The organism is Psychrobacter sp. CCUG 69069 (genome assembly GCF_021023115.1).
GTDB classification, from domain to species: Bacteria; Pseudomonadota; Gammaproteobacteria; order Pseudomonadales; family Moraxellaceae; genus Psychrobacter; species Psychrobacter namhaensis.
Map to the genome: position 1 here is coordinate 73,370 of NZ_QQAI01000006.1, position 22,627 is coordinate 95,996.

The window sequence follows — 22,627 nt, forward strand, 5'->3', positions numbered from 1 at the left end:
CATTCGCTTGCTTGAATGATGTATCAAACCATTTTTTTAGCTTTTTGCCAGCGCCTCATCTACCAAATCAAGTACGGCTTCTGTTAGGGCAAACTGACGGACATCATTTAGCATGGTGGCATCAAAGTTATGGATAAAGGCAAACGACAGTTGCCGCGCAGGGTCACACCAAGCCACCGAGCCGTTATAACCCATGTGTCCAAACCCTTGCTTGCGCGTATCTCCTACCTCGTTATCGGTTTTTTGACACAGACTAAATAACCGATGATAGCCCAAGCGCCACTGCATGGGCGCTGGCATGACTGCATCTAAACCTGCAACTTGCGGTGTGGATAGCTGCTCAAAAGTTGCTTTATCAATAAGCACTCGCCCCTGCCACGTACCGCCATTGGCTAACATCGCATAGATGACGGCCAACGCCTGAGCGGAAGCGACACCGTTGGCCGCGGGAATAATGGCCTGTAGTGTCTCACGACTGTGATAATCAATAGGCTGTTTACCAGCAGGTATGAGCGCCGCCTTATAATTTTTTAGGTTAAGCTGGCTGGTGTTGAAGTACAAACGATTAATACCAGCCGTGTCTAATACAGGCGGGGTATTTTGCGTATTATTAGATGAGCCTTCTACTTTTTTAGCATCGACACTGCGCTGCTGCCAACAAACCGCACTGGGTAAATTTGCATAAGTATGTAAGGTACGTTGCGAATCGACTTTCAAGGTAGGTTTATGGCGCTTGTTACGCAGCTGCGATCCGTCCTCATCTGACACCCCAAAGTCTTTGACCAGTGTGGCTACTTGCGCCACTTTTTTATTGGGTACGCCAAAATAACAACTGTCTGCAATGCCCAAAGGCTCAGTCAGATAGTGCTTCAATGCCTCAGCTAACGACAACTCAGTGACCGCTTCTATCACGCCGCCTAACACCCAACCATAGACCAACGCACTATAAGCACTGTCATATAATGTCGCGTTGTCAGGAGCTGCTATCGGCATCGCAGCAACTTTACTGAGCATCAAATGCCAATCAAGTAACGCATCACTGTCCGCATCGATACTCTGAATTGAAAATAAATTGGCCTGATGCGACATAACGCGACGCAAGGTGACTTTCTCTTTGCCACGCGCCGCAAAGGCTGGCCAATAGCTAGCGATAGTAGCATCATAGTCGAGCATTTTCTTTGATACCAACACATGAACCAGTGTGGCTAACACGCCTTTGCCGGTAGAAAAATTAATCGCCAAGGTGTCAGGTTGCCATGCCACGTCTGGGCGCGCCATGCCCACACTCACCTGAGCAATACACTTATTTGCCTGATAGACAACCACCGCGCCACCTGCCGGCGCATCATCAAGCTGTAAGTCTGTGAATAATTGCTGTAAACGGTGTTGTAAGTTGATAGTCATCTGTTTATTAGTTTCCTGATGGTTTTCTTTATTGTTATCAGTCATGGCAGGCTGCATCATTTTTATCAAACAACCCATTTATCAAATAAATAAGTGTCATACGTACCGCCCCTTAGCATTGAATGTTAAACACTTGTATGATCCATACCCATAGATTGCGTGCTCACAAAAAAGGCCACCTATTGGTCGCCTCTTTGGTACTCAGTGCTGCTTAATCACACTTTATCATATTCTTATCTTAGCGCGGCACCAACAAACGATTATGGACCTCTTGCTCAAGCTTCGTCAAACCATGACTACGCCCACGTTCCATAGCAGTATCCATCTTACGGCCACGCAGCCAACCTGCACGCAGCGCAATTGCTGCACCCACTCTATTGCCTGACCCACAATGCATGGCTATTTTTTTGCCATGATACTGGCGCAATATATTATCAAACGCCAGTATTTTAAGCTGTTTTAAGTCGGCAGCGCCATTGATCGGCAGATGCTCATAGTGCATACCTGCATGCTCAACTGCGGCTGCCTCATCAAAGCTCAATTCATCATCAGGCTGCAAGTTAATCACCAGCTCAACGCCAGCTTGCGCTAAGCTGGCCACCTTTTCATCATCAAGCGCTCCGCAGACTATGGTGTTTGCATCAGGACGAAAATAAGCGTCAAAAACAGTAGCGAGATCCACACCATTATCAGCAGGGCTACTGTCAGTGGTGGCTTCGTTGCTAGCGCTGTCGTTGGCAGCGGCTATATCAGCCACCGCAGCGCTATCAGATTGATATTTGCTGGTTACTTTTTTTTGTGAAGTCATAATGATAAATTTGTTCGTTAAATATGGCGGTTAAGATAAAAACTGTCGTCTGCTATTTACTATCGCTCTGTAGCGTCACAACCCCTGCCAGATGTGGCTTGTCATTTTTTGAGCTATACAAGCCAAACACACAAGTGTCTTCTGTGTCTTCAAGCTGTGCGACCGGATCAGCGATCAGCTCGACTTCAGCGGGCAAAAAGATTGGCAGCTTAAATGAGACGTCGACTTTACAGGCGTCAGGCAGCTCATCCATCATGGCAAGACACTTAGCCTTTGACCACATACCGTGAGCAATCGCCTTAGGAAAGCCAAACGCACGCGCTGATAGTGGATGTAAATGGATAAGATTAAAGTCCCCTGAAACAAACGCATAACGACGGCCAATATCTTCTGGCACCTCAAAGATACTATGCACCCCTTCCTCGTTGACCAGCGGTTTAACCGTGACGGGGCGTGGGGCACTTTTCTTGTCTTTGCTACTGCTAGGCTTTTTGCTGCGTGACAGATAAGTTGAGGTCCCCTCCCAAATCACCTCATTCTCTGATTTGACGGTAGTCACAAAGTCAAACTGTTGTCCTTGGGCATGGTCACGTAAATTATCAAAAGTGACTGACAGGGCCACCGTTTCACGCTCACCGATAGGACGATACTGAGTGACACTATTATCAACATGCACCAAACCTAACATGGCAAACGGGAATGGCTCTTTGACCATCATGTTCATTTGCAGGGTTTGGGACAGTACCGAAAAATAGGTAATAGGCACTTTACCGTTATCCGTAAAACCGCAGATTTTACGATAATCGTTTAAATTTTCCTGATCGATGTGCAGATCATCCACATAATAAGTCGCTTGCGGCAATTGTTCTCTACTAATTTTGCCACTATTGCCGATAGGCAGTAAACTTTTTACGATATTGGCGTAGGTAGTATGCGCTTTTGGCAACGCATCATAATGTTTGTCTGACATAAATAAATCCTAAGTGGGGCTTGAGCAAATTTTCTTGAGGCACCTAAAGATGCTATGAATACGTTGATAAAAGCCTGTCATTAAATGAGTTATAAGCTTATATTCTAATAATCGCATAAAATGCTACAACGGCAAAGCGCCATTTAGCTTGTAGTCCTTGTGTTTTTATCATAAAAAAGCCACCCTTGGGCAGCTTTATTACAATTTATCAGCAATTTTTTCGTAAGCATATGTGAGGTAATTTGGAAATAATATGACATATCATACATTTACCAGATACCTAAACCCTGTCTACGCTTACTGTTCGGTGAGGGCTAGGCACCAAGCAAGCTTTGACCACAAACGCGTACTGTGTTGCCATTCAAACCGCCAGACGCAGGCGATGCCAACCATGCGATGGTCTCAGCCACATCTACTGGTAAACCACCTTGGCTCATTGAGTTCATGCGACGACCTGCTTCACGAATGGCAAAGGGAATGGCTTCGGTCATTTGGGTTTCGATGAATCCTGGGGCAACGGCATTGATCGTCATGCCTTTTGCGTTGTCTTCTAATTGTTTTGCTGTGGCATTAACCAAACCAATAACACCCGCTTTAGAAGTCGCATAATTGGTTTGACCCAAGTTACCAGCAATACCTGAGATTGATGAGACACAGACGATACGCGCGTTTTCTTTTAGGATATCGTTGTCTAACAAGTAACGGTTTAACTTAGCAATGCTGCTTAAGTTGATATCGATAACCATGTCCCATTTTTTCTCGTCCATTTTTGCCAACGTCTTATCACGAGTCACGCCAGCATTGTGAATGACTGAGTCCAAACCACCGCGCTTTTGCGCTGCGTCTGCAATTTGTGCGCCAGCGTCATCACTAGTAATATCAACGGTTAAGATAGAGCCGCTGATTTCGCTAGCAACTTTTTGCAGATCCGCTTGTTGCTGCGGTACGTCAAGGCAGATAACATGAGCGCCTTCGCGGGCCAATACACGGGCGATGGCTTCACCGATACCGCGACTGGCACCAGTCACCAGCATGGTTTTTCCGCCTAGTGGTTGAGTCCAATCCACATCGACTGACTCGCCTTTGCTAACACGTACTACCTGTCCTGAGACATAGGCTGAACGTGCTGACGTAAAGAAGCGCAAAGTCGAATCTAGGTTTTGCTCAGCCCCTTCTTCAACATAGATAAGCTGAGCGGTAACACCACGCTTAAACTCTTTACCCACTGATTTTACAAAACCTTCAAGCGAACGCTGCGCCAAAGCAGTATCGATATCAGTAATGCGTTCTGGCGGACGGCCAATGACGATCACGCGACCAGATTTTTCGACGCGACGAGCAACGCTGTGAAAGAACTCATATACTTCTTTGAGCTGATCGGCGTTACTAATATTACTGGCATCAAACAATAAAACTTTGAATTTATCATCGCCACCCGTGTTGGCTTTTGCTTCTACGCCTGCATCTGCAAGTGCGTCTTTGATATCATCACGACTATTCACGAAAACTTCTGCATGGACGTCTGCCAAAATACGCGCTACTGACTCGCTAACACTTTTATTCTCACCATCAGCGCGTCCAACCAGCACACTCCCGCGTACCAAACGCTCACCACTCTCAAAACGATCAAGAGACACAGGTAAAGGTAAGCCTAGATTCTTGGCAACCTTTTTGCCAATAGAAGACTGAACAAAATCACCATAACGGTCTGACATAATATAATCCTATAGCTAATGGTTAAATAATAGTAAACAGAAAATGCAATGCTCCTATTATATGTATAGGCGCATCAACATCATCATCGATATTTCATAAATGGGTCTAAAACTTATCTTAACTATACACTTTCATCATAAACAAGTCCAAAAACTGCCGATGTCTACAACAATCTGTAAACAAGCTAGTATACAAGCTGGCAATCTTTTCTAGCGTCAAAAAATACCAGATTGTGCTAAAATTAGACCTATAAGTTATGGGGAATGCAATTATCGATAACAATATATTATTAAAAACACCAATATGCAATGCCAGTACTTGATACTCACTGGTATATGTAAATGGCGTTTGTGCGCCCAAAGTGGTGACTGCTCTTATAAAAGTGACACACAATTTGCCAAAGACATACATTAAGGGTATAAAAAACGCTTTATCTTAAACATCTATAAGGCGGCATAAATGATAGTATTTGCTCATTGTTTGTTTTCACTGATTTAACCCATACTTTTTATTTTATTGATTTGAACGCCCATTTTTCTTCTACCCATATTTTTTAAGGATAATACTATGAGTAATAAAAATAATCACTCTGATAGCCCTGTTGTCGAAAGCACGGTTGTAAAAGCTCATGACGAAGATAACAAAGACTCAGTGACTGAGTCAGTAGCGGATTCAGCTACTACCGACGCCAATGAGCCAAATGTTTTTGACACGGTTGCAAACTCAAAAGCGGCTGACGTAAAACCTACGGATAACCAGTCAGACAGTACCAAAAAAGAAGCAAAGGATGATAAAGCTGAAAAGACAGTTAACAAAAAATCAGCGGATACGGCTAAAAAAGCCAGCAAAACCAAGCCAGCCTCAGGTCAAAACCGGGTGGCTATCTTAGGTGGGAACCGTATCCCATTTGCCCGTTCAAACGGCTCATACGCTGATGTCAGCAATACAGACATGCTGACTGCCGCTTTAGATGGTCTGATTGAACGCTACAACCTGCAAGACGAAGTATTGGGTGAAGTGGTGGCTGGTGCAGTCATGAAGCTAAGCCGTGATATCAATTTAACTCGTGAAGCCACTCTAAACACAGCACTTAATCCCCATACGCCAACTTATGACATCTCGCAAGCGTGTGGTACTGGTTTGCAAGCGACGTTTGCCTCTGCCAATAAAATTGCGTTAGGACTTATCGATTCAGCCATTACCGGCGGTGTCGATACCACCTCTGATGCGCCTATCGCGATCGGCGATGGTCTACGTAAAGTACTAATTAAATTAGGTGCTGCAAAAAACAACAAACAACGTTTAAAAGCACTGATGGGCCTCAACCCAAAAGACTTGATAGATTCGCCGCAAAACGGTGAACCCCGTACTGGACTGTCGATGGGTGAACACCAAGCAATCACCACACTTGAGTGGAATATCAGCCGCGAAGCCCAAGATGAGCTTGCTTTCAACAGCCATCAAAACCTTGCGCGTGCCTACGATGAAGGTTTCTTTGATGACTTAATCACTCCATACAAAGGTCTGACACGTGACAATAACTTACGCCCAGATACTACGTTGGAAAAGCTAGGTAAGTTAAAACCTGTGTTCGGCAAAAAGAACGCCAATCCAACGATGACAGCTGCCAACTCTACCCCCCTAACCGATGGCGCTTCTTGTGTCCTATTAGGTACTGATGAGTGGGCAAAAGAACATGGTCTTAAGCCACTGGCTTATATCGTTCATCAAGAAACTGCTGCCGTTGACTTCATTGGTAAGTCTGGAACGACAGAAGGGCTACTAATGGCACCAGCCTATGCCGTACCGCGCATGCTTGAACGTGCTGGTTTGACGCTACAAGATTTTGATTTTTATGAAATCCATGAAGCCTTTGCTTCACAAGTGTTATCGACACTCGCTGCTTGGGAAGACGAGACATTCTGTGAAGAGCGTTTAGGGCTTGATGCACCGCTTGGTTCTATTGATCGCAGCAAACTCAATGTAAATGGTTCCTCATTAGCAGCAGGCCATCCATTCGCCGCGACTGGTGGTCGTATTTTAGCCACTGCTGCTAAGTTACTGGACCAAAAAGGCTCTGGCCGTGCCCTAATTTCTATCTGTGCCGCTGGTGGTCAAGGGGTGACTTGCATATTAGAGAAATAGATCTTTATTTGCTGGAGTCAACAAACAAGTAGCTTTGGTATTTTACGGCACCCTTTAATCCATAGATTAAAGGGTGTTTTTGTGTGCTCCTTCCACCCTCGCAAAACAATTTAGTTACACTCTCTTTAATAACACAATAATAAAACGTAGCCAACTCATAGCCGCACTAGGAGATATGCTAAAGTAAGGGGATAACCAATAAAAATCATAACAACACTTATTAGGAGTTTTTTATGGGTAGTATCCCATCGGCCATTGACCCAAAATCCCTAACGCGGCAAGAGCGTAAGGAGCTTAGTACACCTGAACAAGACAGCTTTATTGAACGTATGGACAAAGAAGTCTTTAACGATGAGCTACGTCGTAAGATGCATGAAGACCTCATTGACACTTATGATGAAGAGCTTGAAAACGAAATAGATGATTACATCCGTGATTTTCGTTTTGACGGACGCGAGATGAGCGAACAAGAAAGGTTGGATCGCCGTACGTATTTCCAAGAGTTGGTGCGACTACAGCGAGAGCTTATCAAATTACAGGATTGGGTGGTTGATCGTGGCGAGCGTATCGTCGTGATATTTGAAGGTCGGGACTCTGCAGGTAAAGGTGGGGCGATCAAACGTATCACTCAGCGCTTAAACCCACGCGTTTGTAGAGTGGCTGCCCTACCTGCACCGACTGAGCGCGAACAATCACAATGGTATTTTCAGCGTTATGTAGCACACTTGCCCGCAGCAGGAGAAATTGTGCTGTTTGATCGTAGTTGGTACAACCGTGTGGGTGTCGAGCGCGTCATGGGCTTTTGTACTGATGAGCAATATGAAGAGTTTTTTCAGTCGGTTCCTGAATTTGAACGTATGTTGGTACGTTCAGGCATCCGCTTAGTAAAGTATTGGTTTTCAATTACCGATGATGAGCAGCACTCGCGCTTTATGAGCCGTATCCATGATCCCCTTAAACAATGGAAGCTGTCAGCGATGGATTTACAATCTCGGCGACGGTGGGAGGACTACACCAAGGCAAAAGAGACCATGTTTGAGCGGACTCATATTCCTGAAGCCCCATGGTGGGTTGTCGAAGGAAATAATAAAAAACGCGCAAGGCTAAACTGTATTGCGCACCTACTAGAACAAATCCCTTACAAAGAAGTGCCTCGGGAAGAGGTGGAGTTACCTGAGCGCAAACGTGATGACGAGTACTATCGCGAACCTATACCAGACGACATGTATGTACCACCCCGTTATTAACCGTACTCATTCTATCAACGCTTATTTCGCCGACAAAAAAACCGCCTTATATGCTTATAACGCGGTTTTTTTCGATGATTTGTACAAAGCCTAGCCCTGATACAGTCGTTTTCATTGTAGATAGGTACAGATAAGACAAACTTTACATGGTATAAGTGGACTGCACACCCTCTACTTTACCCGCCAATAATCTTTCAACTTCGTTTTTAATTCTTTGACCCGCCACATCAGTCCCAATCTGCACCGCAAAACCGGCTGGACGTCCGCCTTGTGTTTTAGAGTTTATCCAAACCACCTTGCCATTCATGGGTAAACGTTCGCTAGAGTTGGGTAAAGTAACAGCGATAAACACTTCATTGCCTAATTGCTGAGCTTGGTTCGAGGGCACAAATAAGGCGCCATTGTTTACAAAGGAGAGATAGCTGGCGTATAACGTGTCGATATTTTCAATATGACAGGTTAAAATCCCGCCACGTCCTGGCATTGCCATAGTCAGCTTCCTTCATTAATTGGATATGATATGTGTTACTAATGGTATATAGACCAACACCTTTATGACGCATCAAACAAGCTATCATGAATCGCGATAGTAGTTCTTTATGTAGTTCTTTATAAGGATGCCAATTCTTGCATCAGCTTATCATAGACAAATTTTTCTTGCACATTTTGTTGCAGCGCAGTTTTGCCCTCTTGTAAGCTACTGGCAAACGCTACAAGTCCACTGTCAGCAGGTTGATAAACGTCTAAAATCGCTGTTAGATTGACATCATTTTGTAGAGCGCTCAGCCCTAGACAGACACGGCGCAAATCAAGCAGCATCATCTCAGACAGTTGGATAAATTCTTTGACATCCAGCTGATTTTGCCAATAATCACTTGCGGCCACACTACTGCGCTTACCACTACGTAATGCCTGCCACGTGGTCAGCCACAGGGCACGCTTGTCATACCATGGTGCTTGCGCCATGGCTATCGCGGCGAGCGGTGCACCATTTGCAAGTTGGATAAGCTGCTCAATTGCCGCCGTACTGACCGCTTCACGATTGATGGTATGGCCTAGCGCTTGTGTCACATAATCAACGGCTACCGTAGACTCAATTGTTTGCAATGCCAGCTGCTGGACACGACTTTTGATGGTGGGCAATAACTGGGCGGGCGCATCACTCATTAAAAACAAATGAACCTGTGCTTGTGGTTCCTCTAACGTTTTGAGTAACGCGTTGGCCGCAGCAACTGTCATTTGCTCAGCATGATCTAACACACAAATGCGCATCCCTTGCCCACCTTGATAAATAAAAGGCTGCAAGGCACGAATGTCATCCACTTTAATCTTAAGTGTGCTACTGCTAACTGCTTTGGCATTTTTTTTATCTGTTGCTTTGCTACTCAATTTTTCTGTGTTATCAGCATGGTCCACACCATTTGGCATACAAGCAATCGGTAACACTTGCAAGCTTGGATGCGTCCCTGATTTTAGCCACTGACAGCTCTCACATTCTGTACAAGCACCTGTGGGATGGCGGTCTCGCTCATGGCACAGTAACCAAGCCACGAACCGCCATACAAACGCACGTTTGCCCATCCCCTGCATACCTGCTGCGAGCAGCGCATGAGGCAAAGACTGCTGTGACGTCAGCACCCGCTGCGTCAATTGCGACCACAATTCTCGCTGCCACGGTAATAACGGCGCAAAATACATGCTGTCTGTGGTCTCTACTACGCCTTTATTTTCCATCATATCACTCATGGCTATGATTCAGCAGGGTTTTGAAAATCGGCTAAGCTCATCGCATTTAAACGATCCAAGTCTTCTTGGGTATCGACACCTGCTGGTAACTGGCAGGCAGCGGCGGCAATCGCGATATGTCCACCATTCTCTAAAACCCGTAGTTGCTCTAGGCTTTCGAGTACCTCAAGCGGTGTTTGTGGCCAATGCACAAACTGCTGCAACAGACTGACGCGATAAGCATACAACCCTAAATGACGATAAGCATTTTTTGGTGGTTGTTTGTCACGCTCATTGGCCAATACAACATCACGCTCGCAAGGAATGGGTGCTCGGCTAAAGTACAACGCACGTTGTCTGCTCTCAGAATGTTGACTGACCACTTTGACCACTGATGGACGCATAAAAGTCTCATAGTCGTCGATAGGCTCACACAAAGTGGCCATCACGCTGTCACTGTCTGCTACCAAAAGCGTCTTCACTTGCTCCAACAATAACGGCGGCACCAGTGGTTCATCACCCTGCATATTGACGATAATATCATGCTCAGCCCAACCTTTGAGGGCAGCGACTTCGGCCAAACGGTCAGTGCCTGACGCGTGCTCACTACTGGTCATCACCACCTCAAACCCAGCATCTATGCATACTTGCGCAATACGCTCATCATCCGTGGCAATGCACATATCGTCCGCGAACTGTGCTGCCTGTGCCTTTTCAGCCACCCAAAGAATCATTGGCTTGCCATGAATATTCAATAATGGCTTACCGGGTAGCCGTGTGCTTTTAAAGCGCGCAGGAATGACAATATGCGTTTTAGCGGTTGTGAGGTCGACTGGTAACATGCATTATTCCTATGGCAATTTTTATATGGTTTACAGCATTATCCATTGTTTGCTTTGGTGTCTTTACTTTTTTTTGATTTGAATGCCTACCTGTTTTAGCTGCTGCTCCAAACGAGCATAACAGCTGTCAGAGAGCACGGCGGTGACGGGTAACACCCATAACCTACTCACCAGTTCTATATACTCATCCGTTAGCGCTTGCTCGGCGGTATATTTTAATAAAAGCGCTCTTATTTTTACCGCGTCTTTTGTGGTAACAACGACTGGATAATCGCTATACTGTAACAGCTCAGCCAAGCTAAAATCATAATGGTCAGGATAAGGATGCCCGATAACTTCAAAGCCAAGTAAGTTTAAGGTATCAAAAAAGCGCTGCGGATAGCCGATACCACTCACTGCATGTACCTTGCTACCCTTTTTAGGCGGTTTGCTACTTATGGGATTATTAAATGATGCAGATTGCCATAAAAGCTGCATATCATCTGCTTTTAGATGCATTGTCTGGTCATTAACTTGAGGCTGACGACTGTCCTTTTGACGTTTACGAGTCTGAGCTGCTACAGCCTCTAGGCTTTTATGGTAAATGACACTTGCCCCTTCTAACCGTGACATTGGTTCACGTAAAAACCCTGTGGGTAGTAGCTGTTTGTTACCAAAACCCCGTGCCGCATCTACCACAATCCATTCGATATCACGTTGCAGAGCATAGTGCTGTAAACCATCATCGGCAATAATCAATTGCAAATCAGGATAAGCCTCTAACAAGGTGGTAATCGCTTGCGCGCGATTGGGGCATACCGCCATGGCCACCCCTGTCATGTTGACAATTAAACAGGGCTCATCCCCTACCACATTGGGCAAACTGGTGTCTCTAACCAGCGTTGGCATCTGGCTGGTGTCGCCGCCATAGCCGCGGCTAATAACACCAACTTTAATGCCTTGATCTTGCAAGTAGTCTACCAAAGCAATAATCAATGGTGTCTTGCCACTACCGCCTACACTAATATTGCCAATAACCATAACAGGTACGGGCGCACGATAACTGGATAACACCCCCACCTTATAAGCATAACGACGAATCGTCGTAATGAGGCCATATAACCAGCTAATAGGTAGCAGCAGCCATAGCCAAGCGGCTTGACGTTGCCATGCACGCGTTACTGTCGTCTCAATACTCATTAGGGTTGGCCATTTATCCTACTGGTTTCGCGCTGCGTAAACGTCAAAGTTGTCCTAAAATATCTACTACACTTACTCAAAATCACGTTCATACATTTGCGCATAGTGGCCTTGTTGCTGCATCAGCTCATCATGGGTGCCGAGCTCAACAATCTGCCCACCATCTAAGACAGCGATACGATCGGCTGACTCAATCGTTGTCAAACGGTGAGCAATGACCAACGTTGTACGGTCTTTCATAACATTATCAAGCGCTTGCTGAATGTAGTATTCTGATTCATTATCAAGGGCGCTGGTGGCTTCATCTAAGATCAAAATTGGCGCATCTTTTAATAAGGCACGAGCAATCGATAAGCGCTGACGCTGTCCGCCAGACAATTGTAACCCTTCTGCACCGATTTGACTTTGATAGCCGTTTGGCATCTTCATAATAAAATCATGCGCAAAGGCATCTTTTGCGGCTCTCTCAACTTCCGCTTGTGTCTTATTGGCTAAGCCACCATAAGCGATATTGTTAAATACGGTGGTATTAAACAGCACCACTTGCTGATTGACCATCGCAATCTGCGCGCGTAGAGACTCGAGAGTAATATCCTCAATCGGTATACCATCTAGCGTAATGTGACCTGACGTGGTCGATAAAGTACGTGTCAACAGATTAACCAAAGACGATTTGCCCGCGCCACTTCGCCCGACCAAAGCTACCGTCTCACCCGCTCTTACGTCTAACGTAAAGTCACGCAAGGCCACAGTAGAGTCTGGATAAACCAAGCTAACATTATCCAGTTTGATTTCACCTGTCAAAGCTGGGCTAAGCACCCCTGTATCTTGTTCTTCTGGCTCATCTAATAACGCAAATATTGATTCACCAGCGGCAATCCCTTTTTGCAGTTTTTGGTTGACATCAGTCAGCGAACGCACCGGCTTACTGAGCAAGCCTGCAGCCGCGATATAGGAGATAAAGGCACCGGCAGAGATGTTGTCTATCACTGCCGGACGCAAAGCGAGCCATACCACAACCGACATGGCTATTGCCATTAGTAGCTGCACAGCTGGCGTATTGATGCTGTTGGTCACGACGACCTTCATACCCTGGCGCAAGTTCTTTTTTGAGGTTTTATCAAAACGCTTGGCTTCGTAGGCTTGCCCACCATAGTTTTTGACCACTTGATAGCCACCGATGACCTCATTAGTGATGTGACTGACGTCGCCCATCGTCTCTTGTATGCCTTTAGACAGTCTAAGATAGCGCTTGGATGCCACACGGATTAACCACAATATAGGAGGGAGTACGACAAATAAAATTAAGGTCAGGCGCCAATTGCTATAAAGCAAAAAACCTATCAGTGCCACGACTGTCAAACCATCACGTAATAAGGTCTTCATTGAGTCTGTACTAGCAGCCGTTACCTGCTCAACATCAAATATCAATTTAGACGAGATGGTACCAGCTGGATTGGCCAGAAAAAATGAGCTTGGCAAGCGCAGCAGTTTATTAAAGACTTCCACACGCAGCTCATAAACCAGATTGCGTGACACCAAAGCAGAATAATAATTACCCAAAAAACTACCGACACCGCGTACAAAAAACAGTCCGATAATCATAAATGGAAACAAATTTTGCTTGCTCTGATCATTCTGATTGATAGCATCAGTAATGTACTGCAATAACTTAGCAATCCAAATTTCTGTTCCCGCATTAATAGCAAAGCCTAAAATGGTTAGCAGCAGGGCCCACCAGTACGGTTTTAGATAGCTCAATAGCCGCAATAATGTCTTATGTTTGGGTGTGCCTGATGATGCGACTGACACTTTTTTAGCAGAAGTTTTTGTAGAGTCAGGTTGATATGCTTGGCTCATAAAAGCCTCAGTTTGGGAGTTATATTATGAATAGGCTGTGCTTACCACACAGTCTTATAGGGTTTATTTGTGGCAAAAATTTGCTATATATTATTGCGGCAACGGTTGGCCAAGTGGCACGACCGTACTGATATTGAGGTTTAAAAACCCGAGTTTACCAGCGACATCCATCACCCGCACGACAGATTGGTGCGTGGCGTTGGCATCCGCGGCAATAACAAACAGCATATCACGGTTATTACCCGCTTCTTGCTGTAGCATGCTGGTTAACTCAGCTTCATTGCTGCTGGCAAGGGTGATGCCATTGACCAAATAACTGCCGTCTTCTTGTACCGCCACCTCGATGCTGTTTTTTTGCTCGGTCAGTGCGACACCTTCAGCTTCAGGGAGAATGATGTTTAAACGACTAAAGTGATTAAACGAGGTTGCCAGTAGCAAAAACACGATCAAAAACAGTAAGCAGTCAATCATCGGGGTCAAATTAATTTCAAGTGGTTCAACCGTCGGTTTTCTAAAGCGCATATCACTCTCTTTAATTTACCTAATAACCCTAGGCTCGAGGCTTACTAACATGATTGCTGTGTTAAGCATTGGCTGTGGCCACTTTGTCTAGATCTGAGGGGTTCACTGACGACCCATAGCCCACCCTCCCATCTAACGCTGTACCATGATCAGCCTGATTAAAACCAGAAAGATGCGTGCTGTCAAACAACTGATAGTCGTACAGCTCTTGAATCATAAGCCCAGCTTGGGTCTCAAATTGAGCATTAATATCGATAATGCGGCGCTGAAAGTAACGATAAGCAACAAGCGCAGGGATAGCAACAATCATCCCTGCGGCCGTAGTGATGAGCGCCTGTGACACGCCAGCTGCAAGCATTGTGGGATCTTGCATCGCCCCATCCGTAATCGCTAAGAATGAAGAGATAATACCCAATACCGTGCCCAGCAAACCTAGTAGCGGCGCAATGGCCCCGATGGTGCCTAGCATATTGATGTTTTTTTCTAATTGGTGAACTTGCACGCTCGCACGATTCTGCATATGCATCGTCATCGACTCTAATCCATACTGACGATACAGCAAACCAGTCGCTAAAATGTCACCAAGCGCCGTTTTTTCTTTCACGTTCATCAGTTGTGTGCGGCCAATATCCCCATTTTCCCGTAGGCGGGTTATCAACTGCTCGCGCAGTCTGCTCGGTACAATTTTGTTAAACTGTAAAGTATGGCTACGCTCGATAATGATAACCAACGCCAATATTGAGCACACCACAATAGGCGTCATGAGCCAACCACCCGCTTTCACCAACTCCCACATACTGACTCTCTTTTATATTTTTATAAAAACAGACATTGCCAAAACACTTGAAATTGGAACCGTCACTGCAAACGGGTTTAATGCCTCAACCCTGCGCTTCTATGTGCTTAATCAAAGCGGCCAGCTGATCTTGACTATGGAAGAATATCTCAACGCTACCCTGACCGTCTTTTTTATGCTTCAGTTTTACCTGCGCCCCTAGCACGTCTGTCAGACGTTGCGTCAACTGCTCAGCATCGCGAGATTGTACTTGTTCGGTGCGGTTGGTTTTAGGCGGTGGTTGCAAAATGGATTTAACCAGCTTTTCCGCTTCGCGCACCGTCATACCGCCATCAATGATTTTTTGGGCAATGATAGGCTGCTGGTCAGATGATAGGGCTAAAAGTGTACGCGCGTGCCCCATATCTAGAGCGCTGTTTGCCAAATGATCCTTTACCGTATCATGCAGCTGGTTCAGACGCAGTAGATTCGATACCGTCGTGCGTGCTTTACCAACTACCTCAGCGATCATAGCGTGACTCATACCAAACTCTGTATGAAAGCGCTGTAATGCGGCAGCCTGTTCGATCACTGATAGATCTTCACGCTGGATATTTTCAATCAGCGCTAGTGCAATCGCCAACTCATCGGATAAGGCGCGCTCAATTGCTGGAATAACGGACTTTCCTGCCATCTTTGCTGCACGCCAGCGACGTTCACCCGCAATGATTTCATGAGTCACGAATGCTTCACTTTTATCTTCATTCGCAAGCAATGGACGTATAACAATAGGCTGCATCACGCCATGTTGTTCAATAGAAGACGCCAGCTCTGCAAGCGCCGTTTCACTCATATCACGGCGCGGTTGATACTTGCCAGCTTGCAAACGCGTCACATCGATTTGCACCAAGCTGATTTGGTCTTCTACGCTCGTATCCGAGCCAATACCACGCGACTTGTTGGCAGCGGCTTTACTGGTCGTACGCGGCAAACGCGCTTTTCGATGACTGGTATCAGACGTGTCAGGAGCCGTTGGCTTGGCAATCAACGTCTCACTAGGTTTTGCACGGTCTGGATGAGCTGGCGCATGTTTAGTTGGCGTGTCAGCTGGCAAAGCATGGTCACGCGCAGCCATATCGTCTTGCAAGGCAGAGGCGGTAATTTGCTTTTCTTTTTTGATTGACCCCAACAAGGCATCCAAGCCTCGATTGGCAGCCAACCCTCTCTTCTTCGCCATGATTACCTATCCTCTAACGCTAAAATAAAAGCCAAATAATGATTAATGCGGCTTACTAAAGATACAATATTAATTGTTTTATTACCTAACTGGGTGCGTTCACTGCTGACTGGTCAGTTTCTCTTACACACCATTATATTCACTGATGCGCCCTATCATTAGCGGCTTTGTTTTATCACTTCTGCTGCTAATTTTTGATAAGCACGCGCCCCTTTGGACCATCTTTCATACGCGATCACAGGCAGGCCATGGGCAGGCGCTTCTGCCAAGCGAATATTTCTTGGAATGTGAGTTTTATACATAATATCGCCAAAGTGAGCTTCTAATTCAGCAGACACGTCACGAGCCAATGTGTTCCTCGCATCAAATAGCGTTCTTACCACACCGCGGATATACAGCTTAGGATTAAGCTCTGTCAAACGCTCAATGGTTTGCGACAAATCTGCCAATCCCTCTAGGGCGTAGTATTCACACTGCATCGGAATAATCACTCCATCAGTCGCAACCAACGCACTAATCGTCAGCAAGTTCAAGCTTGGCGCACAATCGATAATCACATAATCGTATGGCTGCTTTTGCGTCGCTACTTGGTCATTGACCAAATCAGCCATCGCTGTTTTAAACAACTCGTGACTGTCAGCCTTACCCATCAAAGTAATATCCATGCCGGCCAAATCACGATTGGCACCGATCACGTCAAACCCTGCAGGACTACTGACAATCGCATCGGACAGCGACACACCATCAAGTAGCACATCAGCGATGGTCAGTCCCAGCTCGTTTTTGTCCACACCAGTACCACTGGTCGCATTGCCCTGTGGGTCTAAGTCAATCAGCAGTACGTTCTTGTGCTTAGCAGCCAAGCTCGCGGTCAAATTTACTGCCGTCGTGGTTTTGCCTACGCCGCCTTTTTGATTCGCAATTGCTATGATTTCCATACACTCACTCAATTTAATTAGGGTCTGTTACTATTATTCTATTCTTTTTGTGTCAACTATCGTCATTCCTAGCACTGAATTGTCATCACTACCATACTGCTGTTGCATGACTGCTACCTCAACAAGGTGCTCATAGCTTAGACATTTTTAGCCGACAATTCAATTAAATGACGACTGTCATGCAGGCGTGGTACGGTCAATTTAATGGTTTTTATCAACCAATCACCCTCAAGTGCTTGTAGCTCTTCGTCGCTTGGCGCTTTACCTTTCATGGCGCATAAATAACCCTTGTCCGCCAACCGTGGCTGCGCTACTTCAACAAAGTCTATCAAGCTGGCAAACGCTCTGGACGTGACCACATCGTAGCTGGCCTCATGTGCTTCAATACGTGAGGCAATAGGCTGCATATTAGTTAAACCCAGCTCGCTACTGATTTGCTTAATAAAACGGATTTTTTTCTGATTACTATCAAGTGCCGTACACTGACGCTCAGGCTGGCAAATCGCGATAATAACCGCCGGCAAACCTGCCCCAGTACCGATATCAAGCAGTGACCCTGACGGCAAATGCGTTATAATAGCCAAACAATCAATCACATGTTTGATCAGTGCTTCTTCTGGATCGGTAATTGCGGTCAGATTATACGCTTTATTCCATAACAAAAGCTGATCTAAGTACAATAATAGCATGCGCTGCTGCGTCTCACTTAAGGGTAGACTTAGCGTGTTTATTGCTTGTGACAAGGTATTGGCGAGCGCTGGCAGTTGTGAGCCGAGCTTTACAAAGCCCGTCGGGTCAATATGGATATTGCCCATACTAGCAGACGATGAAGAGGTTTTAGTAGAAGCTGACATACAACGTATTATCCAGTTTTGACATGTGAACCGTCTATTTTATCATGCAGCCTGCCTATTGAATAGTTGCAGATTGCGTCAATGTGAGACATCTTATACTATCTGCCCTGACATGAAGCACATTAATCTTGTTTAATAGCTGCAAAACTACTGTTTATTTACCGCTATACTTGACTCATGATACTTATCTACAGCGTTATGGTAGCTTGTAAGCTATTTTTATTAACTGGCAAATGTTCCTCATAAAAACCCAGTAAACGTAGGGCGCTTTTAAAACGATCTACCAAACACTTATGACCGACAGCCACACCCTCCTATATCTCAAGTATTAAAATACACTAATCGTAAAGACACTAATAATATGGCAACACCTATTTCTACATTGAAAGACAATCAGCAAGCATCAGACACGCCGCACCCTGTTTTTACTGACGTTAAACAACGCTGCCTTATTACCGCAGAACAACTAAAGCGTTATAGTGAGCCAAGTGAGCTACCAACAGACACACGCACAGCGCCTGATTTAGACGTTGGTTTTGGGCAACAGCGTGCAATCAAAGCCTTGCAGACTGCTTTGGACATCAAAGCCAGTGGCTATCACGTGTTTGCCGCTGGTGAAAATGGCTTAGGTAAGCGTACTATTATCAGCCGCTTACTCAATCGCATTGCCGCCGACGCACCGACCCCTGATGATTGGGTCTATGTGCATAACTTCACCGATCCCCGTACGCCCTTGGCTTTGCGCTTGCCTGCTGGTCAAGCCGCACTACTGCAACAGCAAATCAACAGTTTATGGCAACAAGCAAAAAAACGCTTAAGTCAACGCTTTCGTAGTGATCAGTACCAAAGCAAAATCGAAGCCATTAAAAACAACACGCACGAGCAAGAGAGTCATGCTTATGAAGCGCTCAATGCTGAAGGCAAGCAATATGACCTAGCGTTGACGTTTCGCTCCTTTGATAATAAAGCGATGTTTGTCCATCCGAGCCAACTACCAACAGAGAACAACGATCATGATGGTCATAGCCCTAAAGCCTCTGACAGCCATATCAGTGAATCAGAAACAAGTGGCCGTAATAAGGAGGGTCGCCCTAGTACAAATGACCGTCCTACTGACTACGGTAATAGAGAATATGAAGCTGAACTGAGTAACTTTGCACAAAAAAACCACATGCAAAAACGGCTAAGTCAGCTGACCATCGCTTTAGAACAGCTAGAAGACGAAGCCAATGACGCCATAGAAGCGCTGCATCGTAGTATTGCAAGGCGTGCATTACAGCCTTTATTTGCGCCTGTTTATGAGCAGTTTTCCGCTCATCCACTTGTCATTGACTACCTCAAAGCGGTGTTTGCCGATATGGTCACTCACGTAGAGCGTATCGTCAACGGCGATGATGAAGAGTTTGTGACGGCAGTGCTCGCCACAACGCCAAGCCGCTATGCGGTCAATGTCATTGTCAGTCACCCGCCTGATAGTGGCGCCCCTGTCATCTTTGAAGACTTGCCAACACACTTAAACTTATTGGGACATGTTGAGCAAATCACGCAATTAGGCACAGTGACGACGGATGTTAGTATGATTCGAGCCGGCGCGCTACATCGTGCCAATGGTGGCTACCTATTGTTAGAGGCCAGCCACTTACTCGAGCACCCTTATGCATGGCAAGGGCTCAAGCGTGCCTTACAATCACGCAAAATTAAGCTGTCAAGCCTTGAGCAAATGCTGACCTTAACAGGCAGCTTATCGTTATCGCCTGCGCCAATCGACCTTGATATTAAGGTTATTTTGTTAGGCGAAGCGGATTTATATTATGAGCTGCTTGAGCTTGAGCCTGAGTTTGATGCCGTCTTCAAAGTTCGCGCTGACTTTCATGATGATGTGATACGTACCAGCGAGCACGAATTGGCACTGGTCGCCAAAATGGCTGACATCATAGACTATGCCAACCTTTACCCATTTGATCGTCACGCGCAAGCCACTTTGCTTGAGCATTTAAGCTTACAAGCGGAAGAACAAGACCGCTTGAGCCTACACAGCGATTTATTGATTAAACTCCTGCATGAATCCAACCGTCATGCGCGTTTAAACGATGAGAGTATTGTGACTGCTGAACACGTCACGCAAGCCATCAATGATATGGATGAGCGCTCAGGATACTTGCGTGACTTGTATTGGGATGAGCTTAAAAATGGCCAACAGCTGATCCAAACTCAAGGCCGTGCGGTCGGACAAGTGAACGCGCTCACGGTGGTCAGTTATGCTGATAGTGAGTTTGGTATGCCAGCACGTCTGACCGCTGTTATTCAACCAAATATCGGCGCCGGAGAGATACTCGATATTGAGCGCGATGTAGATTTGGGCGGCAGTTTACACGCCAAGGGCATGCTGATTATGACCAGCTATTTGCGTGCGTTATTTAGTCAACACCATGCCTTAAACTTTAGCGCCTCGCTTGCTTTTGAACAAAGCTACGCGCATATAGATGGCGATAGCGCCACTGTCAGCGAAGGCTGTGCGTTATTGTCCGCCTTAGCAAACGTACCTATTGACCAATCTTTTGCCATCACAGGCTCCATGAACCAGCTGGGTGAAGTACAAGCCGTGGGCGGTATCAATGCTAAAATTGCAGGGTTTTTTGATGCCTGCCGCGAGCAAGAACTGACGGGCCAGCAAGGGGTGGTCATACCGATGGCCAATGTCAAACAACTCATGCTGCGTGACGACATTATAGACGCCGTTAACGCTGGCAGCTTTCACATTTATGGCGTCCATACGCTAAGTGAAGCCTTATCATTGATGACCGGCCTGCCTATCGACACGATGAACAAAAAAGGTCGCTATCGCAAAGACACGTTGTTTGGCAAAGTGTTAAGCCGTTTGATGTTGTGGGATGAAAATCAAAACGAAGAAGATGACATTGACGATAAAAAGTCAAAAAAAGAAGACAAGAAAAAGCGCAAAGCCAAACGTCAAAAAAAAGAGGACAAAAGCAGAAAAGATAAACGTCAGGATGAGAAAAATAACAGCGAAGTAACCAGCAATGGGGCGCACGATGACGAACAAAACATTGATAACGATGAGGTCAAATAATTCCTTATATGATAGTCAATCTCCTATAAAATAAAAGCAGTCTATGAGGATACGTGATTACAGACGAACGTCCCTAGACGCTGCGCTGCTTTTCTGCGATGATAAACTGTGAATGGCCCACCAAAAACGGGTAAAAACTGACTGTGACTTCATAAAGGCTATCTCTTAATGACTGTACCTCTTACTGACGCCAACTCCCTGCACGTTCAGACGGACCCTAACGAGCAGGCTAATACGCCAGCTGCGACAGACAGTAGTGCCTCAGAAAGTGCCAGCGATGATCGACATGGCGCAGCAACGACGGCACGGCAATGGCAAGTGCTGTCCCAACTACAGCGCAATCGCTGGGTCGGCACGACACACGTATTTGAGCAGCTTATCATGGCAGGTTTTGACATCAGCTTACGCACAGTACAGCGTGACTTAAATGCGCTGGCCAAACGCTTCCCTATCGAAAAAAACAACGCCAATCCCCAAGGGTGGCGCTGGTGCGATGACGCGCCCTTACAAAGCTTACCGCATATGAATCTGTCGCAAGCAGTCGCTTTTAATATGGTTGAGGCCAATCTCACCCAACTTTTGCCCCCCGTTATCTTAGATGAGTTGTTCCCTTGGTTTGATTTAGCACGGCGACAGCTTAAAAACAGTAAGGTGACCCATTCATGGATAGACAGAGTGCGTATCGAACCTGCCACTCAGCCGTTGATTGCGCCGCATATTGACTTGGACAGCAAAGACAATATTTACCATGCTTTATTTTATCAATTACAGATAAAGGCCTGCTACACACGCAGCAACAAATCACAGGCCAGTGAATACACCCTAAATCCCATTGCGATTATCCAGCGCGGCGTCATTATATACTTAGTGGCCACCCGTACCGACGACCCAGAAGCCATCATCCGCACCTTTGCCTTGCATCGATTTGCCAGCGTGGAGATCCTTGAGAGTGCGGCACAAACACCTGAGAACTTCCAACTCGATACGTATTTGGATGCAGGTGGGATGGGCTTTAGTCATCCACTATTTAGTAAGCTACCCAGTCATGGCAAAAACACACCTATTGAGCTACAGTTCACCAAACAAGCGGGAAAAAGCCTCACTGAAAGTAAGCTAAGTGATGACCAAACTGTCACGTTGAATGACGACGACACCCTGACAATCCAAGCAACGGTCAATTTGACCTCCCAACTGGTCTGGTGGTTACGGGGTTTTGGCAGTGGTCTGTTAAAAGCCACGCCTGAGCTGCTGTATCAAGCTGTGTTGGATAAATCTATAGATCATGAATAACCCTCATAGATAGCCATCATGAAT

At 45.9% G+C, this 22,627-nt stretch carries 18 protein-coding genes; 4 read left to right on the plus strand and 14 right to left on the minus strand.

The annotated features are described in order from the left end of the window. Positions 1 to 36 precede the first annotated feature (36 nt). The 4 genes from DVY93_RS05945 to DVY93_RS05960 form a co-directional block, all read right to left on the minus strand. Entirely contained in the window at positions 37 to 1,449 is a 1,413-nt protein-coding gene (locus DVY93_RS05945; protein WP_230709730.1) for a serine hydrolase domain-containing protein, read from the minus strand. A gap of 193 nt (positions 1,450 to 1,642) precedes the next feature. Further along, positions 1,643 to 2,212 (minus strand): beta-lactamase hydrolase domain-containing protein, encoded by a 570-nt coding sequence (locus tag DVY93_RS05950; RefSeq protein ID WP_230709731.1) that lies wholly within the window; start codon positions 2,210 to 2,212, stop codon positions 1,643 to 1,645. A 52-nt stretch (positions 2,213 to 2,264) separates the two neighbouring features. Further along, positions 2,265 to 3,182: a MaoC family dehydratase gene (locus DVY93_RS05955; RefSeq protein ID WP_230709734.1), complete on the minus strand. Its 918-nt coding sequence runs from the start codon at positions 3,180 to 3,182 to the stop codon at positions 2,265 to 2,267. 314 nt (positions 3,183 to 3,496) lie between these two features. Then, positions 3,497 to 4,897, minus strand: a complete 1,401-nt coding sequence (locus DVY93_RS05960) for a 3-oxoacyl-ACP reductase (RefSeq protein ID WP_230709736.1) — start codon at positions 4,895 to 4,897, stop codon at positions 3,497 to 3,499. 568 nt (positions 4,898 to 5,465) lie between these two features. Between DVY93_RS05960 and DVY93_RS05965 the strand changes: the two genes are divergently transcribed. Both DVY93_RS05965 and ppk2 read left to right on the plus strand, forming a co-directional pair. After that, complete coding sequence (locus DVY93_RS05965; protein ID WP_193006142.1) at positions 5,466 to 7,043, plus strand: acetyl-CoA C-acetyltransferase; 1,578 nt, start codon at positions 5,466 to 5,468, stop codon at positions 7,041 to 7,043. 233 nt (positions 7,044 to 7,276) lie between these two features. Further along, a complete protein-coding gene (ppk2, locus tag DVY93_RS05970; protein WP_230709738.1) occupies positions 7,277 to 8,290 on the plus strand; it encodes a polyphosphate kinase 2 in 1,014 nt (337 codons plus the stop codon). Positions 8,291 to 8,432: 142 nt separating this feature from the next. On the opposite strand, the gene DVY93_RS05975 is transcribed toward ppk2, so the two are convergent. The 10 genes from DVY93_RS05975 to rsmG form a co-directional block, all read right to left on the minus strand. Continuing rightward, positions 8,433 to 8,780, minus strand: coding sequence for a PilZ domain-containing protein (locus DVY93_RS05975; protein ID WP_193006143.1), 348 nt, complete (start codon positions 8,778 to 8,780; stop codon positions 8,433 to 8,435). A 119-nt stretch (positions 8,781 to 8,899) separates the two neighbouring features. Next, the gene (locus tag DVY93_RS05980; protein ID WP_193006144.1) at positions 8,900 to 10,036 is read right to left on the minus strand and encodes a DNA polymerase III subunit delta'; all 1,137 of its coding nucleotides are present in this window, start codon (positions 10,034 to 10,036) and stop codon (positions 8,900 to 8,902) included. Positions 10,037 to 10,038: 2 nt separating this feature from the next. Then, positions 10,039 to 10,857, minus strand: coding sequence for a 3-deoxy-manno-octulosonate cytidylyltransferase (gene kdsB, locus DVY93_RS05985; protein WP_230709739.1), 819 nt, complete (start codon positions 10,855 to 10,857; stop codon positions 10,039 to 10,041). A gap of 63 nt (positions 10,858 to 10,920) precedes the next feature. Further along, positions 10,921 to 12,036 (minus strand): tetraacyldisaccharide 4'-kinase, encoded by a 1,116-nt coding sequence (gene lpxK / locus DVY93_RS05990; protein WP_193006146.1) that lies wholly within the window; start codon positions 12,034 to 12,036, stop codon positions 10,921 to 10,923. A 72-nt stretch (positions 12,037 to 12,108) separates the two neighbouring features. After that, entirely contained in the window at positions 12,109 to 13,896 is a 1,788-nt protein-coding gene (msbA, locus tag DVY93_RS05995) for a lipid A export permease/ATP-binding protein MsbA (protein ID WP_230709741.1), read from the minus strand. 90 nt (positions 13,897 to 13,986) lie between these two features. Continuing rightward, entirely contained in the window at positions 13,987 to 14,418 is a 432-nt protein-coding gene (locus DVY93_RS06000; protein WP_193006148.1) for an ExbD/TolR family protein, read from the minus strand. 61 nt (positions 14,419 to 14,479) lie between these two features. Next, positions 14,480 to 15,214 carry a MotA/TolQ/ExbB proton channel family protein gene (locus DVY93_RS06005; protein WP_226949485.1) on the minus strand — a complete coding sequence of 245 codons (735 nt, stop codon included), beginning with the start codon at positions 15,212 to 15,214 and terminating at the stop codon, positions 14,480 to 14,482. An 85-nt stretch (positions 15,215 to 15,299) separates the two neighbouring features. Continuing rightward, entirely contained in the window at positions 15,300 to 16,430 is a 1,131-nt protein-coding gene (locus DVY93_RS06010; RefSeq protein ID WP_193006149.1) for a ParB/RepB/Spo0J family partition protein, read from the minus strand. A gap of 158 nt (positions 16,431 to 16,588) precedes the next feature. Further along, positions 16,589 to 17,368, minus strand: a complete 780-nt coding sequence (locus DVY93_RS06015; RefSeq protein ID WP_230709743.1) for a ParA family protein — start codon at positions 17,366 to 17,368, stop codon at positions 16,589 to 16,591. 137 nt (positions 17,369 to 17,505) lie between these two features. Beyond that, a complete protein-coding gene (gene rsmG / locus DVY93_RS06020; RefSeq protein ID WP_193006151.1) occupies positions 17,506 to 18,222 on the minus strand; it encodes a 16S rRNA (guanine(527)-N(7))-methyltransferase RsmG in 717 nt (238 codons plus the stop codon). A 361-nt stretch (positions 18,223 to 18,583) separates the two neighbouring features. On the opposite strand from rsmG, the gene DVY93_RS06025 reads away from it, so the two are divergent. Together DVY93_RS06025 and DVY93_RS06030 are read left to right on the plus strand one after the other, a co-directional pair. Then, entirely contained in the window at positions 18,584 to 21,313 is a 2,730-nt protein-coding gene (locus DVY93_RS06025; protein WP_230709744.1) for an ATP-binding protein, read from the plus strand. A 168-nt stretch (positions 21,314 to 21,481) separates the two neighbouring features. Then, positions 21,482 to 22,603: a helix-turn-helix transcriptional regulator gene (locus DVY93_RS06030; RefSeq protein WP_193006153.1), complete on the plus strand. Its 1,122-nt coding sequence runs from the start codon at positions 21,482 to 21,484 to the stop codon at positions 22,601 to 22,603. The last annotated feature ends 24 nt before the right edge of the window (positions 22,604 to 22,627 follow it).

Bases quoted from the DNA above. Each gene is read 5' to 3' on its own strand.
- DVY93_RS06030 (WP_193006153.1), top strand. From the start codon at position 21,482: ATGACTGTACCTCTTACTGACGCCAACTCCCTGCACGTTCAGACGGAC.
- kdsB (WP_230709739.1), bottom strand. From the start codon at position 10,857: ATGTTACCAGTCGACCTCACAACCGCTAAAACGCATATTGTCATTCCT.
- DVY93_RS05965 (WP_193006142.1), top strand. From the start codon at position 5,466: ATGAGTAATAAAAATAATCACTCTGATAGCCCTGTTGTCGAAAGCACG.
- DVY93_RS06010 (WP_193006149.1), bottom strand. From the start codon at position 16,430: ATGGCGAAGAAGAGAGGGTTGGCTGCCAATCGAGGCTTGGATGCCTTG.
- DVY93_RS05980 (WP_193006144.1), bottom strand. From the start codon at position 10,036: ATGAGTGATATGATGGAAAATAAAGGCGTAGTAGAGACCACAGACAGC.
- DVY93_RS06005 (WP_226949485.1), bottom strand. From the start codon at position 15,214: ATGTGGGAGTTGGTGAAAGCGGGTGGTTGGCTCATGACGCCTATTGTG.
- DVY93_RS06000 (WP_193006148.1), bottom strand. From the start codon at position 14,418: ATGCGCTTTAGAAAACCGACGGTTGAACCACTTGAAATTAATTTGACC.
- DVY93_RS06015 (WP_230709743.1), bottom strand. From the start codon at position 17,368: ATGGAAATCATAGCAATTGCGAATCAAAAAGGCGGCGTAGGCAAAACC.
- DVY93_RS05950 (WP_230709731.1), bottom strand. From the start codon at position 2,212: ATGACTTCACAAAAAAAAGTAACCAGCAAATATCAATCTGATAGCGCT.
- DVY93_RS05960 (WP_230709736.1), bottom strand. From the start codon at position 4,897: ATGTCAGACCGTTATGGTGATTTTGTTCAGTCTTCTATTGGCAAAAAG.
- rsmG (WP_193006151.1), bottom strand. From the start codon at position 18,222: ATGTCAGCTTCTACTAAAACCTCTTCATCGTCTGCTAGTATGGGCAAT.
- DVY93_RS06025 (WP_230709744.1), top strand. From the start codon at position 18,584: ATGGCAACACCTATTTCTACATTGAAAGACAATCAGCAAGCATCAGAC.
- lpxK (WP_193006146.1), bottom strand. From the start codon at position 12,036: ATGAGTATTGAGACGACAGTAACGCGTGCATGGCAACGTCAAGCCGCT.
- ppk2 (WP_230709738.1), top strand. From the start codon at position 7,277: ATGGGTAGTATCCCATCGGCCATTGACCCAAAATCCCTAACGCGGCAA.
- DVY93_RS05975 (WP_193006143.1), bottom strand. From the start codon at position 8,780: ATGGCAATGCCAGGACGTGGCGGGATTTTAACCTGTCATATTGAAAAT.
- DVY93_RS05955 (WP_230709734.1), bottom strand. From the start codon at position 3,182: ATGTCAGACAAACATTATGATGCGTTGCCAAAAGCGCATACTACCTAC.
- msbA (WP_230709741.1), bottom strand. From the start codon at position 13,896: ATGAGCCAAGCATATCAACCTGACTCTACAAAAACTTCTGCTAAAAAA.
- DVY93_RS05945 (WP_230709730.1), bottom strand. From the start codon at position 1,449: ATGACTGATAACAATAAAGAAAACCATCAGGAAACTAATAAACAGATG.